The sequence below is a fragment of the Flavobacterium sp. CSZ genome (assembly GCF_015350725.1).
In the GTDB taxonomy this organism is placed as follows: domain Bacteria; phylum Bacteroidota; class Bacteroidia; order Flavobacteriales; family Flavobacteriaceae; genus Flavobacterium.
On sequence record NZ_JADKPQ010000027.1, the window covers coordinates 1 to 17,021 of the forward strand.

General features: G+C 37.0%; 10 protein-coding genes. 1 reads left to right on the plus strand and 9 read right to left on the minus strand.

What is annotated here, in order from left to right:
* Nucleotides 1-81: 81 nt before the first annotated feature.
* On the minus strand, nt 82-3,495 hold the full coding sequence (locus IRZ78_RS23370) for a DUF4450 domain-containing protein (RefSeq protein ID WP_194619480.1): 3,414 nt from the start codon (nt 3,493-3,495) through the stop codon (nt 82-84).
* Between the two features lie 538 nt (nt 3,496-4,033).
* Here IRZ78_RS23370 and IRZ78_RS23375 point away from each other — a divergent pair.
* Nucleotides 4,034-5,533 (plus strand): rhamnogalacturonan acetylesterase, encoded by a 1,500-nt coding sequence (locus tag IRZ78_RS23375; protein ID WP_194619482.1) that lies wholly within the window; start codon nt 4,034-4,036, stop codon nt 5,531-5,533.
* Nucleotides 5,534-5,672: 139 nt separating this feature from the next.
* Here the strand turns inward: IRZ78_RS23375 and IRZ78_RS23380 are convergent, their stop codons facing one another.
* The 8 genes from IRZ78_RS23380 to IRZ78_RS23415 all read right to left on the minus strand — a co-directional run bounded on the left by IRZ78_RS23380 (nt 5,673) and on the right by IRZ78_RS23415 (nt 16,851).
* The gene (locus IRZ78_RS23380) at nt 5,673-5,849 is read right to left on the minus strand and encodes a histone H1 (protein WP_055095391.1); all 177 of its coding nucleotides are present in this window, start codon (nt 5,847-5,849) and stop codon (nt 5,673-5,675) included.
* 318 nt (nt 5,850-6,167) lie between these two features.
* Nucleotides 6,168-7,496, minus strand: a complete 1,329-nt coding sequence (locus tag IRZ78_RS23385; RefSeq protein WP_194619484.1) for a glycosyl hydrolase family 28 protein — start codon at nt 7,494-7,496, stop codon at nt 6,168-6,170.
* 96 nt (nt 7,497-7,592) lie between these two features.
* Nucleotides 7,593-8,882 carry a DUF4861 domain-containing protein gene (locus IRZ78_RS23390; RefSeq protein ID WP_194619487.1) on the minus strand — a complete coding sequence of 430 codons (1,290 nt, stop codon included), beginning with the start codon at nt 8,880-8,882 and terminating at the stop codon, nt 7,593-7,595.
* Between the two features lie 35 nt (nt 8,883-8,917).
* Nucleotides 8,918-9,247 carry an L-rhamnose mutarotase gene (gene rhaM / locus IRZ78_RS23395; RefSeq protein WP_194619489.1) on the minus strand — a complete coding sequence of 110 codons (330 nt, stop codon included), beginning with the start codon at nt 9,245-9,247 and terminating at the stop codon, nt 8,918-8,920.
* Nucleotides 9,248-9,405: 158 nt separating this feature from the next.
* On the minus strand, nt 9,406-10,476 hold the full coding sequence (locus IRZ78_RS23400; protein WP_194619491.1) for a glycoside hydrolase family protein: 1,071 nt from the start codon (nt 10,474-10,476) through the stop codon (nt 9,406-9,408).
* A gap of 9 nt (nt 10,477-10,485) precedes the next feature.
* Nucleotides 10,486-12,018 (minus strand): sialate O-acetylesterase, encoded by a 1,533-nt coding sequence (locus tag IRZ78_RS23405; protein WP_194619493.1) that lies wholly within the window; start codon nt 12,016-12,018, stop codon nt 10,486-10,488.
* Between the two features lie 156 nt (nt 12,019-12,174).
* Entirely contained in the window at nt 12,175-13,701 is a 1,527-nt protein-coding gene (locus IRZ78_RS23410) for a RagB/SusD family nutrient uptake outer membrane protein (protein ID WP_194619495.1), read from the minus strand.
* 6 nt (nt 13,702-13,707) lie between these two features.
* Entirely contained in the window at nt 13,708-16,851 is a 3,144-nt protein-coding gene (locus IRZ78_RS23415) for a TonB-dependent receptor (protein ID WP_194619497.1), read from the minus strand.
* Nucleotides 16,852-17,021: the final 170 nt, after the last annotated feature.

The window sequence follows — 17,021 nt, forward strand, 5'->3', positions numbered from 1 at the left end:
GTTTCAGGTTTCAGGTTTCAGGTTTCAGGTTTAATGCTCTAACTTTGTCAAAGTTTAAAACTTTGACAAAGTTTACATTTCTCATTCTCTAATTAGCGTCACACTCATCAAACCAATCACCACATCATTGGCAATAGTCTTTAAAGTCAAGCTTTTTAATGTCTTATTTTTATCTAATGGTAAATCTAAAATCGTTCCTGCCCCACCATCGACTCCATAACTTGTGAATCCTTTTATGCTTTTAAAATCTTTGAAATCTCTGGAAATTTCTCCTGTTTTAAAATAAACTCTTGGTGGTTTTGGCGCGCCAGTTGTAAAGGCTAAACCATCAATGAAATAATCCTGTTCGATTGGCCACCAGTTTTCAGGATTTTTTAAAGGCAGGATTTCCGAAGTTCCATCAGTATAATTAATGGTTATTTCTCCGTTTGTGATTCGGCTTTGCATTGGGTTTGTCGTTCCGGCCAGCATGAAATACGCATGTGACGCTTTTCCGTTTAGCGGAATATTGATACTCTGAGGAAAATTATCCCACATGGAGGTGAAGATGATATTTTTTTGATTTTCATCAGAAGGCGTTTGAAACGGAATTCCGTTTGGCGTTGTAATCTGTCCATTTGCTTTTGCTTTTTCACGTAAACCTTTATCATCTATTTTTACCGAAATATTGGGATAACACCAATTTCCAATTCCTTGTTTTGGCAGCTGTAAAGTAACTGTTTGTGGTCTTGGCGATAGATATTCATAATTGAAAATATCGACCACTTTTGAATTGAAAAATGAAGTAAGCGGAATTGTTTCTACACCTGCTGATCTATCCAACGGCAGATCCCAGTTTGTACTCTCTTTATTGAATTTATTTTCTTCTTTTACATTTACATGAATGGGTTTCCACCAAGATAATTCACCTTGCTTCAATTCTACAAAAAAGAGTTTCTTACCTGCCGAATTCACTTTTGCCCTGAGCGAATTTTCCGTTTTTGAAATTTCACTTAAAACGAATTGCGGATCGTATATGGATACAATTTTAGCCTGAGAAGTCTTCAAATCTAATATTTCATTGACAGCATAATTTTCTTTTGGCTGAACATCTTCTATTCTATTTCCTTTCCATTTAATGGTAATATCATAAACGGTATTATACGGAATTTCTATACTGATTTTAGGATCTCCTATGTTATCGGGAACCGATTTCCAGGAAACTAATTTTCCATTAACGGTAATACTTTCAACAGTTTCATAAGACGAATTCAAAACCAGATTTAAATTCATTTTAGTCGAAAAATGGTTTTTGATCTGGTATTTTTCCTGCTTATTTTCTCTTTTAAAATCAATTGAAATATCCGGAATTGCTAAAGAAGCCCGATTCCATTTTTCAGGAAATCCGGGTTTGATGGTTAAAACCTCAGCCAAAGCATCGGGCTGAATCCCGAAAAGTCCTTCAACTAGCGTTCTTGAGGCCATACCAATTGGGTCCGCAAAATCGCGATACAATTCCCCACGCATGGCATCCTGATATAAAAGCTGCTCGAATCCACCCGGTGAAGCGCCTAAATACATGCTCTCGACCAGAGCGCTTTCCCACATTGTAAAGGCTTTTTCTGATTGTCCACCTTGCCAAAACGCCAAAGAAGTATGCAATTGTTCGGCCAGTGCCACATTATTAGTTGACCATGTATAAGGCTGCCAATTGGTAGTACTAATGACATATAGGTCTTTTTTATCCAATCCTTCCGCCGAAATCGGAATGTGCAGAATCTGATTGTTGACATAATCCAGCATTTGATAACTCTCAAATGGATTCGATAATTCTGAATCGATGGTGTGGTAAATACTCCAGATTCCCGGCGTATCGTGCAATAATCTGTTTCCTAAAGCATCTTTATATTCGGCAAAAATTCCTTTATTGGCCACCCAAAGCTGGCTATTAGTAGCTGTTAAAATTTTATCTGCTTCTTTGGTAAACGGGTTTTCATCTTGTTGAATTTTCTTCGCAATTTGCGCCACTGTTTTATTGGCATAATAATTATAAGCCGAAGAATGAATGACTCCACCTCCGCTGTATTGCAAAGCATCACTGGCCCAAATTGACGCATAAGCATCGTATAATCCGTCTGAATCAGGATCAAAATTTCTTTTTTCCCAGTTTAAATGTCTTTGAATGGTTGGCCACATTTCTTTTATGAATGCGGTATCACCCGTCCATTTAAAGTGTCTGAGCATTTGATCTATAAAAACCAGATTCATATCATAATGATGCGGCACGTTATTCTTGTTTGGACTTCGGCTAATATACCCGCTGCTAAACATCGATGTTCCTATTTCTTCTTTTTGGCGGGCTAAATTTCGTTCTTCATCTAATACAATCGGGCCACTCTCAGGACTTGTTACCTGAGAATTGCTATAACTGGTAAAATGTGTTTTTGCCCTGTCATGCCAGCCTAAAGGATCAGCTGTATAAGCGCCTCGCCAGGCATTTAGATACATTCTCCAGGCAATGGCACCATGAAGATAAGCTGGACTCTCCCAAATTGCGTCGGCAGCGATGGCAAGCGCAGCTCCTAAAGTATTGATATAAGGATCCGGAGTTGAAACCTTCACTCTATTGGCCAAAAGCTGTGTTTGCTGAACTGACTTTTGGTAAAGTTGTGCTATATTTTTCTGATTGTAATTTGTTTTAGAATCTTCTGCCAAAAACAGCCAATAATCCCCTTTCTCACTAATTGATTTTATTTTTCCTGTAATGAGACTCAGTGATTCGGGATTTGAATTATAAAGTTCTAATGGGGTTTTCTGAGACTTTGCATTGGCTAAATGTGTTAAAGATTCCGGGAAAAATCCGGTAAGGTTTTTATTGTTTCCTGTTTTTTGTTTATTGCTTTCAGAGCCATATTCTAATAGAAATGATTGCTTTTTGATCGTGTATTTATTATTGACACAATAATCAGGCTGCAGATAAAAAACCGATTCGGGATCAGCACCAATATCCCCGTCCCGGCTAAACTTTTTTCCAGTTGCTCCGCCAAAAGCCCAAATTAAGCTGATGTTTTTAGATACATTTTTACCGTATACTTTCACGATAAAGCCTTCACTTTCTTTTAAGGCGGCCACATCTACAAATAGTTTTCCGTCTGCTAAAATCGGGTCTTCAATAGTATAATGCATCGTGCCCAAAACATATCGTGTATCAATTTTTGAAGTTTCAGTAATCCATTTGCTTTCATTTCCCTTTACCAGACCTAATTTAAAATTTCCTCCCATACCCGGCATATACATGGCAAACTCAGGCAAATCGCCAGTTTCTACCCTAAATCCTGTATTAGAGCCGTACAATGCTCTGTTGAATTTTCGGGTGCCATTTTTTAAAACAAAACTATTTCCCTGCGGCACATAATGTATTTTGCGTGGTGTTTTATTCTCTTGTGCAAAAATCATCATTGAACACATTAAAAATAAAGCTGTCAGGATTTGAATAGATTGTTTTTTAATTTCCATAGCGTTGTAAAAAATGAATTATCCTTAAATTCGGATAATAAAATTAATAGGTTCTAATTTTATTAATTCGGTAATGCCGATGCAATTTCTTTGTTTTTTAGTGGTATAGTATCCTGTACCTACCTGATTTTGCAATATAATAATTTAGAATACTCTTTTTTTTTTAACATCATAGTACAGGATACTTTATAAAAATAGAACTACTAGTTTTGAAATATCATCAAATTAACTATGCTATAAAAAAGTTTCAGGTTTCAGGTTTCCTGATAATGGCTTTTGCTTCGCTCTGCATGAAAATGTAAATGACTTTTACCACAAAGAGCGCTAAGGTCTAGGCAATCCCGAAGATTCGGGACATAAGGTTTTATTTTTCGCTTTGCTTTGAGCTCGCTAAGGGATTGCGAAAAAAGTACGCAGATGAAACGAGTCGATTGAAATTAAAAACTTCATTGACAGCGAAGGTTGGAGACTGGTTTACTTTTTTGAGTTTAGATTATTAAAATGTGCTAAATATTACTTTAAACAAAATACCTATTTCATGAAATCAATTAAACTATTAGCCCTGTTATCTCTGGCTTTCCTTTTTTTCAATTTCACACTAAAACAAGAAAATAAACCAACTGTTTTTATGGTTGGCGATTCGACTGTAAAAAATGGTAAAGGCGATGGTTCCGGCGGACTTTGGGGATGGGGCGATTATATTGGGCAATTTTTAGATACCACAAAACTCAATATCGAAAATCATGCTTTGGGCGGTACAAGCAGCAGAACTTTTCAGGATAAAGGTTTGTGGATTGCGGTTTTAAATAAACTCAAAAAAGGAGATTATGTCCTGATTCAGTTTGGGCATAATGATGATGGGCCTTTAAACGATAGTCTTCGCGCCCGAGGAACGATCAAAGGAATCGGAAACCAAACTCAGGAAATTGATAATATCCTTACTAAAAAACATGAAATTGTTCACAGCTACGGCTGGTACATTCAAAAGGTGATTCGTGAGGCAAAATCAAAAGGGGCGATTCCGATTGTTTGCTCTCCGATTCCGAGAAACGACTGGAAAGAAGGGAAAGTGCCGCGCAACAATAAATCATACGGTTTATGGGCCAAACAAATCGCTGAGAAAGAGAAAGTGACTTTTATCGATTTGAATGATAAAATGGCCCTGGAAATGGAAAAGTTGGGCGAACAAAAAGTGACGGGAACTTACTTTTATAAAAAAGACCATACGCATACCTCAGCAAAAGGTGCGGTGCTTTCTGCTTCGGTAATTATTGATCAATTAAAAGAAAGCAAAAACTCTTTGAAAAATTATATTTTAAAAAACCCAAAAATTGTGCTTCCTGCCAAAAGGAAAGTGTATTTAATTGGAGATTCTACAATGGCCAACAATAATGGCGATCAAAATGCTGTAGGCTGGGGAGTTCCGTTCCCCACGTATTGTGATACAACCAGAATTGAAGTCATTAACAAAGCCAGAGGCGGCAGAAGTACCCGAACTTATGATCATGAAGGCCTTTGGAATGAAGTTAAAAATGAGTTACAACCCGGAGATTATATACTAATTCAGTTTGGGCATAATGATGCCGGGGCTATTGATAAGGAAAAATTTAGAGGTTCCCTTAAAGGAAATGGCGATGAAACACAAGAAGTTACCCTTACAGATGGCTCTAAAGAAACTGTACATACTTTTGGATGGTACATGACCAAATTTATTCGCGAAGCCAAAGAAAAAGGTGCTATACCTATTGTTTTAAGCCAAACGCCAAGAAATGAATGGCCAAACGATAAAGTAGAAAGAAGAAATGATACATACGGAAATTGGTCGAAAGAAGCTGCTGAAAAGGAAAATGTCTTTTATATCGATTTAAATGAAATAGTTGCGCTTAAATATGAAGCTTTAGGCAAAGAAAAAGTAAAAGCCTTTTTCCCAAAAGATCATACGCACACTGGCGCAGAAGGCGCTAATCTCAATGCATTGACCGTAGCGGAAAGCATTAAAAAATTAAAAGACTGTGCACTTAGGGATTATGTGTTATGAATTTTGAATTTTGAGTTATGGGTTGCGTGACAATTTTAATTCATTCATAACTTCTAACATCTAACTTCTAAAGTCAAATTTTTCCCATAAAAAAACCTCGTTTAATTGCTTAAACGAGGTTTTATTTTGAATAAAAATATTATTTTTTTGATTCTTCGATAGAAACTTTTCTAAACTCTTTTAAAAGTTTTTCGATTTCTAAAGTAGCTTTACGAGCTCTTGGTCCAGCAGCTTTAACACCTTTTTCTGTTAAAGATTCAGCTTCTGCTCTAAATGTGTCAATTTCGGCGTTGATTTTTACTAATAGATCTTTCATGCTTATAATGATTAAATTAAGCCGCAAAAATAAAAGTTTGATTGATAGTTACAACATATTTCACGTTAAAATTATCAGTGTTTTTCAGGCTTCGGGTTAACATTAAATTTACTTCACTTTTTTTCGTGAAGCCCAGAAGAACCAAACAACTACTAATCAATCACTTATTTATCCAACTCTAAAAACAGAGGCTTACACGACGTGTAAAAACCCGTTGAAAATAATTTTATTTTTTTTCTCCAAATCTTAAAAAACAGTCTCAAATTTTAACTTTTAGGCAATAAACAACCTGAAATAAGATGAGAATTTGAGGAAAAATTACTCCACTAGCTGTTTATTCAGGTAAACATTTTTAAAATTCACCCCATTTATTATGCTTTTATCAATGTCGGTTTTGGTTGCCTGGATGTTAAAATTCTCAAATGTAAAATTGGATAAACGAACATTTGGATCATTTTCTACTCCGTAAAAAGTATCACACTTAAGATCGATATTTTTTAAAGTAACATGGTCTGCATACGACAACGGAACATCAGGGCGTCCTTTTAAGTCAAAAAATTGTTTCCACGCAAAAACAGCCAGACAGGTTTTGGCTTCTCCCTTAATATCTTCTACTCTAATATATTCATATCGTTGTGGTGTATCAGGTCTCATTTTGAGCCATAATAATCTCGAAGCTCCGTCTATTTTACAATTACGCATAATTACGTTTTTGTTATGAATAGATTCGCTTCCGTTTGTTAGCGCCGAATGACAGAATCCAAAATTGCAATCTTCGATGATAATATTGGCATTGGGTCCGTTGTTTTTATCCTGATCTGCATAAGGTCCTTTTCCTCCTTTTAAGGCAATTGCATCGTCATTAACAGACAAATAACAACCTTTTACCAAAAAGTTAGTGCAAATATCAATATCGATCGCATCTGTACTTGGCGCTTTTGAGGTAATGTGAGGAGAAAAAATATAAAGATCAAGCAGTTTTACATTATTACATTTATAAAAATGATTCGTCCAGAAACCAGAATTAATTAGTCTCACATCCTGAAACTGCACGTTATTGGAGTTCCATATAAAAACCAATCGCGGTCTTGAAACTTCGAGATTGGTGCATTTAGGATTCTCTTTGCGTCGCGCCCAAAAAGCATCCCAATACTTTTTTCCGTTTCCGTTAATGGTTCCTTTTCCTGAAATCGAAAAATTATCGACTCCGTATGCATTGACCAAAGCGGGGAAATAATCCAGATTTTGACCTTCCATTCTCGATGGCATTATTGGGAAATCGTCGATATTATCAGAACCTTTCAACACTCCGCCTTCAGAAACGTATAATGTAGTTTTAGGTTTAAAAAACAACGCGCCGCTTAAGTAAACTCCTTTTGGAATTACAATAACTCCGCCACCATTTGCAGCAGCTCTATCAATTACTTTCTGAATAGCAATTGTTTGAATTTTGGTACTGTCCTTTCCTACTCCAAAATCTGTAATAGTATATTTTTTGCCAAGATCTTTTAGCTGAATTTTAGAATAATCCTTAAACCAATTGGTGATTTCGCTTCCATCCGGAAATGTATCATTGGCATAATTCTGTGCAAAGGAACTCTGCGAAAAACCGATCATACAGATTAAAATTTTAAAAATATTTTTCATTTTGGTTATGTGTTAGTGTTAGTGTTAGTTGTTTTTTTAGGAGCCAATCCCACTATTAGTCTTCATAATAATATTTTATCTAATCGTGTAGTTATCTTACTTCACCTCAACCTTAATTTTAGCCGAAAGCTGCTTGGCTAAAGTCGTGACGTAATTGGTAAAATACTTCGAATCTTTAAAATTACTATCTGCGCTTAATTCCCAGCCCGCTATTGGGTAATAACTCACTTGTTGATTGTTTTTTGCAGAAAGTTTTATCAAATAAGAATCTGTTAACTTTCCTGTTTTAGGCGCTTCGATGTAACCTTTATAAACCGATTTTGGCACAATTACAGCAGTTCCTAAAATCCATTGGCGTTCGTAGGTCAGTTTATCATGCAATATGAAACATACAAAATCTCCGGCATCAATTATCTGCAAAGGGTTTTGATTGTTTAAATTCGAGTATGCAATTACAAGTGTTTCTTTTCCTTTTAAGCCATTAACCGAAATAGTGTTTTTATAACCGTACATTCCAGGCCAAATCGATGTAGTTTCCTGTGCCTGATATTTATTTCCTGAAGCTTCCCAATTTTGATAGTTATAACTTAAAATCGAATTTACCGGACCTTCACTTACGATTTTGAATGTTGTTTTTTCGATATTGTTTATGGTATCGCTTCCAATAATTCCAAGTCTGTTAATTTTATTATCGATCAGTAAAGCAAACCCCCCAAGTCCGGCTGAATTTCCGACAGGAAAAATATCTCTTCCCCAATCATGCATCACGTGATAATTGTCTTCAACAGCACCTTTGCTGTTTATACCAACATCTTCAGGAGTAATGGCAGGTATTTTTTTTCCGAAAACATCTTTTGAATTTCTTCCATCCAAATAATGCCTGAAGCCTACTTTATCATTTTCCCAAGATGGGCCATCGGTTTGGTATTTTTGATATCCTAATTTTTTATGTACCTCAGTGGCCATCAAGACTTCATCTCTTGCCGGATGAACAGGCAGGTTCTTGGCTTCTCTCTTTCCGAATCTTACACTTGTTTTTATTGTAAATTTTGGATCTGTATCAGACCAGCTTAAGGTGGCTGTTTTAACTTGTTTTGGTGAAAAATCAGTAACGATAAATAATTCATCCCATTTTCCATCTGCATCCAAATCGTTAACCTGCGCTGGAATTGTATCGTTTTTATAAATTAAAACAGGATACGTTCCTGTTGGGTTATTTAGGGAAAGTTGGTTTCTTTTTATCGAAATAGCTTTTTGAGGCACCTCTATATTAGAAGTATTTTTTAAAACAATGGTATTTGTGTTTGATTTTTTCTGTGCATTACAACTGGCAAAAATCAATACTGATAATGCAATAGGGGTGTATAATTTTACAGTATTTTTCATTCTTTTTTGTTTTTATTTAATGACAATTTACTCATTTAATCCAAATGAAAAACCTCTTTAAGCACAATGGTTTTTGGCGAATTATCTGCATTTGTTTCCATTATATCTCCCATATAGCTCCACCATTTCTTTACAAGGGGATGATTGGGCAAAAAATTCGTATCGAAATCTTTACTGAGTTTCTGAACAGCAAAAAGCGTTAAGGTTTCCTCGTCTAAAAAAATACTGTAATCCTGAATTCCGCTTTCTGAAAGTAAGGTTTGTAATTCAGGCCAGATTGCATCATGACGCAATTTATACTCGGCCTGAAAACCCGGTTTTAATTGCATGGTAAAAGCATTTCTCACTGTTGTATTATTTTCCATTTTTTCTAATGATTTTTATTTTTTTGTTGGGCGTAATTGTTTAAACACATAGATACATAAGTTTTAAATTGTCTCAAAAAGGCGTTTCACTTGTTTCAATTCACATAGCTTTGACCCTTTTTACCTTTGCCACTTTGTTCCTTGTAAATCAGCACCTTTTAAACTATTTTAAAAATGAATGCCGAAGCGGTCTGGTATTTTCCTCCTTGCGAAGCGGTAAATAAATAAGTCGCTTTTCCGTTTTGAAACAACAACTGGGGACGCTCTACCCTACCATACCGATTTAAATGCTTAGGCGCCTGGGGCTGATTGATATATTTGTTTAAGGGCTGATAGGCAATTTGCGGATCACTCCAATTCTTTCCGTCCTCAGAATCCATGTACAATCCGTAATCGATCCCGAAAACGCCCATATCTCTTGCCAGCATTTTGAATTTCTTATTTTCATACCAAACAAAGGCATCCTCGCATTGTTTATTATCTCCCAGTTTAGAGAAATCAATAACCGGATTGTGTTCGTATTTTTTATAAGGTCCTTCAAGGGATTTAGCTATCGCCAGTCCGTATTTTCTATTGCCTTTTACCGGAAATTTTGGATGCTCGTAATTTTCTGTATCCAATGATTTATAATAAAGCCAATATTCACCGTTTGGATGTTTTAAAAACGAAGGATTTGTAGTTAAAAGATCATCCCACTGGCCTTCTTTTCCCGGAAGTAATAATGGCTCATCGGGTCTTTGCCAGGGTCCGAAAAGAGAATCGGAAGTGGCCAGTCCAATGCGTTTTGTATTCATTTTTCCGTTGGAATTTCCCATGAAAAAAAGCGCATATTTTCCCTCTACAAAATGAATACTTGGATTATGACAGGTTGTTGCATCCCAAAAACCTTCGCCTCGGGGCGCTAATATAGTGCTGACATATTCATACGGACCTTCAGGATTCTGGGCAACTGCATGAGCAATTTCAGAGCTGTTGATCCATCCGCTCATTCCTTTTGCTTTGGGCCATCTGGAAAAAAACACGTGAATTTTACCATCGGGACCTTCAATTGGGCTGTTGCACCAAACATAATAATCCTCGAATTCTAAAGCGCGTCCCACTGGCCGAAGTCTTTTCTCGAAATCAGAAAGCTTTGGATCATCCCATAAAGTAATGGCTTTCGCTGAAAATGGAAGACACAGCGCCATCGCAGCGAGAGAATTTCCGATTATAAATTGTCTTCTATTCATTTTATATTCTTAATTTTTCTGCGAATTAATTTCCCAATCATCTGTTCTAAAAGGTGACGCGGGTAAATTTTCGTTATTGAATAAATTAGGCTCCGGTATGGCTTTCCATGCAAAACGAACGGCAAGAGGCTCTTTTACTTTTGAAGAGGAAACTACAATTGTTTTTCCTTCAATTTTGGCATCAGCCGGATAAAAAACCTGATCGTTTCCTGATATTTCGAATTCTTTCAGCACTTCTCCATTTTGTTTTAAACCCGATTCTGCGTAATCAAAAAACAATTGTGCTTTTTGTTTTTTAATTTTCATATGGTTAAAAATAGGTCCTGAATACACCAGTTTATTTTCTCCATACGTTTTCGCACGGGCAATTAAAGCCAGTCTATAACCCACGGTTTGTTTGTCTATTGGGTGAATGTTATTGGCATCTCCAAGATCTGTTGTCACGACCATTCCTGTATTTGGAATTGTTTTTAAAGACATTAATTGTGCTTCGCGTATTTCGGGATTTTGTCCTTTGTGAGGTGTAATTTGTACATAATAAAAAGGGAAATCACCCTGTTTCCATTCTTCTCTCCAGCTCTTTACCATTGCCGGAAATAAAGACCGGTACAAATAGGCTTTTGCTGAATTGCTCTCTCCCTGATACCAGATAGCGCCTTTTATAGTATAATTTACCAGAGGGTGAAGCATGGCATTGTAGAGGACATACGAGGTTTTGTTGGCTTCTTTTTTAGGCTTTTTTAATTGTGCTTTCTCGGCATTTGCAGCAGCTGCAATTCGCTCGTTGGTAAGACCTAAGTAATAGGCTTCGAGTTTTTCCTGATATACTTTTTCATTTTTTGCATCTTCCTGTAAAATCGGTAAAAAGGCAACATCCCCTTCTAAGACACTCTGAGCGGTCCAGGCTTCTGCTTTTGTTCCTCCCCAGGACGTCGAGATTAATCCGATGGGTACATTTAGTTTTTGATATAAATCCCTGCCAAAGAAATAGGCTACGGCAGAGAATGTCTGAATACTTTCAGGCGTACACACTTTCCAGCTTCCACTAACATCTTCAAGCGGTGTTTGCGCAGCATTAACCGCCACGGTAAAGAATCTAATATTAGGGAAAGAGGCGTTTTTAACTTCTTCTTGGTAATTTTTAACTCCGGTTTTCCAGGTTTTATCTTCTCTTCCCACAGGAAAAAACATATTGGACTGACCCGAACAAAGCCAGACTTCGCCAATTAGAATATTTCTTAAAGAGATAGTATTTGATGCATTGATCAAAATATCGTAGGCCTTGTCACTTCCATTGGGCGTGTCAACTGCTGTTTTCCAGTTTCCATTGACATCTGCGGTAATAGCCACCGGGGAGTTTGTCCACCCTAAATGAATTGTTATTTTTTCCCTTGGGGCTGCCCATCCCCATAAATTAACTTTTGCATTTTGCTGCAATACCATATTATCAGCCACTAAAGCTGGAAGTTTAACCTGTGCCCATACGCAGTATTTTGTACTAAAAACCAGTAGAATTAACAGAAGTCTTTTGAAATGCATCATTGGAATATTTTTAAATACTAAAACTTTAAATTTAAAACACTTAAACGGTAAAGGTATCCTGTGCTTTCCTGTTTATTTTGAATTTTAAAGCTAAAAAAAAGCTGTCTGAAAAAGACAGCTTTGTTCTAAAAAACAAAAATAAAAAAAATCAAAATATTAATCGTAACCCGGATTTTGATCATAAAGGCCAGGAACTGCTAAGATCTCTGATAGAGGAATTGGATATAACAACGAGTTGTTTTCGATTGTTCTAATTTTTCCTTCAGTATCTTCTGCCGCTTTCCAGGCGTTCATAGTAGTTACTGCTTTTCCTGATCTTATAAGGTCAAACCATCTTGTTCCTTCTGAGAAGAATTCTTTTCTTCTTTCTGTAAACAATTCATCGAGTTTAATATTAGATGCATTTGCCGCAACACCTGCTCTTGTTCTTACTTTATTTACAATATCATCTACTTCTGCCTGCGACCCCCCGCCACCGTGAAGCGTACACTCGGCCATCAGCATCAGTACATCGGTGTAACGTGTTACCATAAAATCAACACCCCAGTCTTCACGACCGTTTCCGTATCTGGCAGCATCGATGTATTTTTTGAAAACCGGCAGCGTATAACTTCCTTTATAGGTTCCCGTTGCAACAGTATAACTGGTGGCAATACCATATATTTTTCTTTTGTCTGTTGCTTCAAATAAATTCAAAAAACCAGTTGAAATTGGTTTTGCTTCCAGAGCTCCCTGCGCTGATAAATTTAATGAGGCAAAATAAGGCTCGTAACCTAACTCCACCATGAAATTACCTCCTACGGCAAGTGGCAAACTTTGAGTATAAGGAATCGTCAATACATTTTCTTTATTGGTAATTCCTTCTACTTTAAAAATAGATTCGTAATCTGTATTAAAGACATATAAACCACTTAGCTTAATATCGTTTAACTGTTGGTAGGCTTTGTCCCATTCGTTTAAGCCAAGTGTAGCCCCATCAATATTATAAGTTGGGCTTGAGCGGGTCATGTACACTAAACCTAATAATGCCTTTGCTCCATATTTAGTAACGCGGCCAAAATTGGCTGCATCGTATGAGGGAGCAAGATCCGCAATGGCTTGTTCAAGATCTGAAATGATCAGTTTATAAACATCTACCACCGGGGTTCTTGGTATTTTTGCAGCTTCGGTAGCCGTCATTGTTTTTTCCATTAAAGGAACCCTTCCAAACCATCTTACTAAATCAAAATAACAGAATGCTCTAAGAAAACGCGCCTCGGCAATCATGGAGGCTTTCTCAGCCGGATTGGTAAAAATCTGATCTCCTTTTTCAGCGATTTTCTCCAGTAACTGATTGGCTTTATTAATGGCATTATAATTACTCAAATAGGCTTCTTTCACGTAAGTGTTCGAACTTATCGAGGTGTAGAAACTATTGATTCCTTCCCAATCTCTTGAAGCCTGAGTGGTTGCCAGCAAATTATCTGATCTTACTTCACTTAAATTCAAAACCCTGTTGGCATAACCGTAGGTTCCCATTCCGTGAAAAGCTACAGAATAGGTTGCATTTCTAGCCTGAACAAAATCCCCAGGTGTAGCATAGAAATTCTCAATTGTTCCCTGTGATAATGGCAATTGATCCAATTCATCGGTGCAGGATGTCATTGCCAATACAATTGTTAGTAAATAAATATATTTTTTCATTTTATTTTAATTAAAATTAATGTTAAGTCCTATCACTAAAGATTTTGCCAAAGGAGCTCCTCCATAATCTACCGGTACAGAAAAATCGCTATTGGAACTTCCTGAGGTATTTACCGCTTCAGGATTAAAACCTACTTTATATTTGTTCCAATAGAACCAGTTTTCTCCTGTTACATACAATCTCATATTATCGATTCTGCTGAGTCCTTTTATGGCTTGTCTGAGGTTATATCCAATGGTAATATTTCTAACACTCACATAATCTGATTTGTATAACCAGTCTGAATTGGCCTGATATCCAAAAGAGGTTCTCCAGTTTCCTCTCACCGATGGATCTACATTTAATGAGTTTTCAACTGATCCCATTCCGGTACGGTCAATTGCTCTTCCTGTGAGTCCATAAACTGTTCCTCCGTTTTGTCCCTGAACCAGTATGTTTAGATCAATATCTTTATACTTGAAGGTATTGGTAATTCCCCAGGTATATTTTGGAGTTGGATTCCCTAAATCTACACGGTCATCTGCATTGATTTTTTTATCTCCATTCTGATCAATATATCTTGGATCTCCCAGAACCAGTTTGTTTCCTCCAATTGTAGTTCCTCCCGCGTCGATATCAGCTTGTGTCACTACTCCGTTTTGTTGTAATCCAAATATGGTGTACATGGGTTTTCCAACTTCTAATTTTACAAAGGGAACTCCTCCATCGTAGGCATTGCTAATTTCAATTTTACTCTGACCCGGGCCTAATGCCAATACTTTATTTTCGTTATGACTTAAATTGGCTGATGTTCTCCATTCGAAACTTGGTGTTTTCACATTTAAAGAACTTAGTTCAAATTCCCACCCCTGATTTTGTACTTCTCCCACATTGGTCAGGTAACTTGTAAATCCGGTCGCCCCAACGATAGGTACTCTTAAAAGTAATTCACTATTATTTTTTCTGTAGGTCTCAAATGTACCTGTAACTCTGTTTTTTAATATCCCAAAATCCAATCCGAAATCGACACTTCTTGATTCTTCCCAGTGCAATGAAGGGTTGGCTATTGATGATGCTCCTTGTCCTATTGCAGCAGCTCCGCCAATAGAATAATTATAAGTAGCCAGTGTTGCATAAGAAGCATAGCTGCCAATATTATTACTTCCGTTAAGACCTCCACTGGCTCTTAGTTTTAAATCACTAAGCCAGTCGATATTTTGCATAAACGCTTCCTGTTTTACTCTCCATGCTAATGATAACGAAGGAAAAACTCCCCACTGTTTGTCTGATCCAAATTTTGAAGAACCATCACGTCTTACACTTGCAGATAAGATGTATTTTTCTTTGTAATTGTATTGCAGCCTTGCGAAATAAGATAGTAATGTACTTTTTTCTGCATTTGTAGATCCTAATGATCCTGTTGGCAATGTTTCTACAGTTGAGCTGTTATATAATGCTCCAGAAGATAAGTTGGACCTCATGATTTCATAGGAACTAAAAGACTGTCCTAAAAGCACATTGAGGTTATGATTTCCGAATGATTTATCCCAGTTCAGGGTATTTTCATTTACTAAATTTTGTCTTCTGTACGTGTTATAAGCTCCTCTAATACTTGCCTGAACATCGTTGGGTGTATAACTCTCTGTTGTATTGTCTGAGTTATCAAAATTCAATGTTGTTTTCCATGTAAATCCTTTTGCAAACTGATAACTTGCATAGGTAGAGATCAAAGTTCTGTACATGGAGTTTTTTCCTGTTCTGGCCAGTGCGTTTAGCATATTTGTGGTGCTGCTTCCCCAGGCATATCTTGTGGTGTATTTTTCTCCTGCCGCATTAGAGGCGCTTTCAAAAACCGGAGTTGCCGTAAGGGCCTTAAATAAGGTATTGTCTTTTCCTTCTACTCCCGGATCATTTTTGATCGAATAGGAAGGGGCAATGTTTATTCCTGTTTTAAAATTTTCTGATAATTTAAAATCTACGTTGGCTCTGGCAGAAAACAAGGTGTAATCAGTTCCCACAATATATCCTGTATTTTTTTGATAATTGGCAGACACATAATAATTCACCACATCTGTAGCTCCCGAGGCCGATAATTGATAGTTATTGAATTCTCCTGTGCGGAAAACTTTATCTTGCCAGTCGATATAATCAAGTCCAGGATGTCCGGGAATATCCCATCTCTCATCATACAAATAGGAATAATACCTTGTGTTGGCAGTTGTAAGAGGCGCAGTTGGATTTTTTGCGTTATAAGCTGCAATTCTCTCGGCATTGTTCTGGCTTGCAGAAGCTCCCGCAATTCCTGATCCTACCCACTGGGAATCAATCATGGTTTTCGCCCTGTCAATCCATCCCTGAGCAGACAACATATCTACTCTGTTGGCCTCTTTGTTTACACCGCCATACATATTAAAGGTAAATTTAGTTTTTCCCTTTTTACCTTTTTTAGTGGTAATCAACACCACTCCGTTTGAAGCTCTTGATCCATAAATAGAAGCTGCCGCGGCATCTTTTAATACTTCGATCGATTCTACATCATTTGGGTTCATGTTATCCAACGGGCTTCCGCTTGAGAATCCCCCGTTGCTATTGGATCCTTCGGTATAAATAGGAAATCCATCCACCACATACAAAGGCTCGTTTCCTGCCGTAATGGATCCTGATCCCCTGATTTCTATACTAAAAGGCTGACCTGGTAATCCTGTTGTTTGCTTGACGCGCACACCGGCTACCTGACCAATTAAACCCTGATCGATTCTCGAGATAGGTCGTTCTGTAAAATTTTCTGTTTTGATTCCTGAAATGGCCCCCGTAGTTAATTTTTTCTTCTGGGTTCCGTAGCCTATCACTACCACTTCATTTAAGTTAGCGCTTTCTGCATCCAAAGAAACATTATAAGTAGTTGAAGTACCTACTTTTAGTTCTTTTTTCAAAAATCCCACGAAGGAAAAAACCAAAGTTTCTCCCTGGGATGCTTTTATGGTGAACTTTCCATCAAAATCAGTACTGGCTCCCCTGTTGGTTCCCTTAACAATTACGTTGACTCCCGGAATGGAGAGTTTAGAAGGGTCAGTAACTGTTCCTGTAACCGTTTTTTCTTGCCCATAAACCGATCCGTGCAATAAAGCAAAGAGGGTCATAATCAGCAAAAGATTAAGCTTATTTTTCATAAAAGTTAAATTTTGGTTAGTTTAATAGTTTTTCAAATTTATCCAGAACTTATTTCCGTGGCATCCTGTAGTATCCTGTTAGATTTCAATGCTTTATAGGAAATTTATATTTATTTTAAGACAAAAATCTCACAACTGGTTGATTTACAATCTTTAAAATAATTGAAAGA

Bases quoted from the DNA above. Each gene is read 5' to 3' on its own strand.
- IRZ78_RS23370 (WP_194619480.1), bottom strand. From the start codon at position 3,495: ATGGAAATTAAAAAACAATCTATTCAAATCCTGACAGCTTTATTTTTA.
- IRZ78_RS23375 (WP_194619482.1), top strand. From the start codon at position 4,034: ATGAAATCAATTAAACTATTAGCCCTGTTATCTCTGGCTTTCCTTTTT.
- IRZ78_RS23380 (WP_055095391.1), bottom strand. From the start codon at position 5,849: ATGAAAGATCTATTAGTAAAAATCAACGCCGAAATTGACACATTTAGA.
- IRZ78_RS23385 (WP_194619484.1), bottom strand. From the start codon at position 7,496: ATGAAAAATATTTTTAAAATTTTAATCTGTATGATCGGTTTTTCGCAG.
- IRZ78_RS23390 (WP_194619487.1), bottom strand. From the start codon at position 8,882: ATGAAAAATACTGTAAAATTATACACCCCTATTGCATTATCAGTATTG.
- rhaM (WP_194619489.1), bottom strand. From the start codon at position 9,247: ATGGAAAATAATACAACAGTGAGAAATGCTTTTACCATGCAATTAAAA.
- IRZ78_RS23400 (WP_194619491.1), bottom strand. From the start codon at position 10,476: ATGAATAGAAGACAATTTATAATCGGAAATTCTCTCGCTGCGATGGCG.
- IRZ78_RS23405 (WP_194619493.1), bottom strand. From the start codon at position 12,018: ATGATGCATTTCAAAAGACTTCTGTTAATTCTACTGGTTTTTAGTACA.
- IRZ78_RS23410 (WP_194619495.1), bottom strand. From the start codon at position 13,701: ATGAAAAAATATATTTATTTACTAACAATTGTATTGGCAATGACATCC.
- IRZ78_RS23415 (WP_194619497.1), bottom strand. From the start codon at position 16,851: ATGAAAAATAAGCTTAATCTTTTGCTGATTATGACCCTCTTTGCTTTA.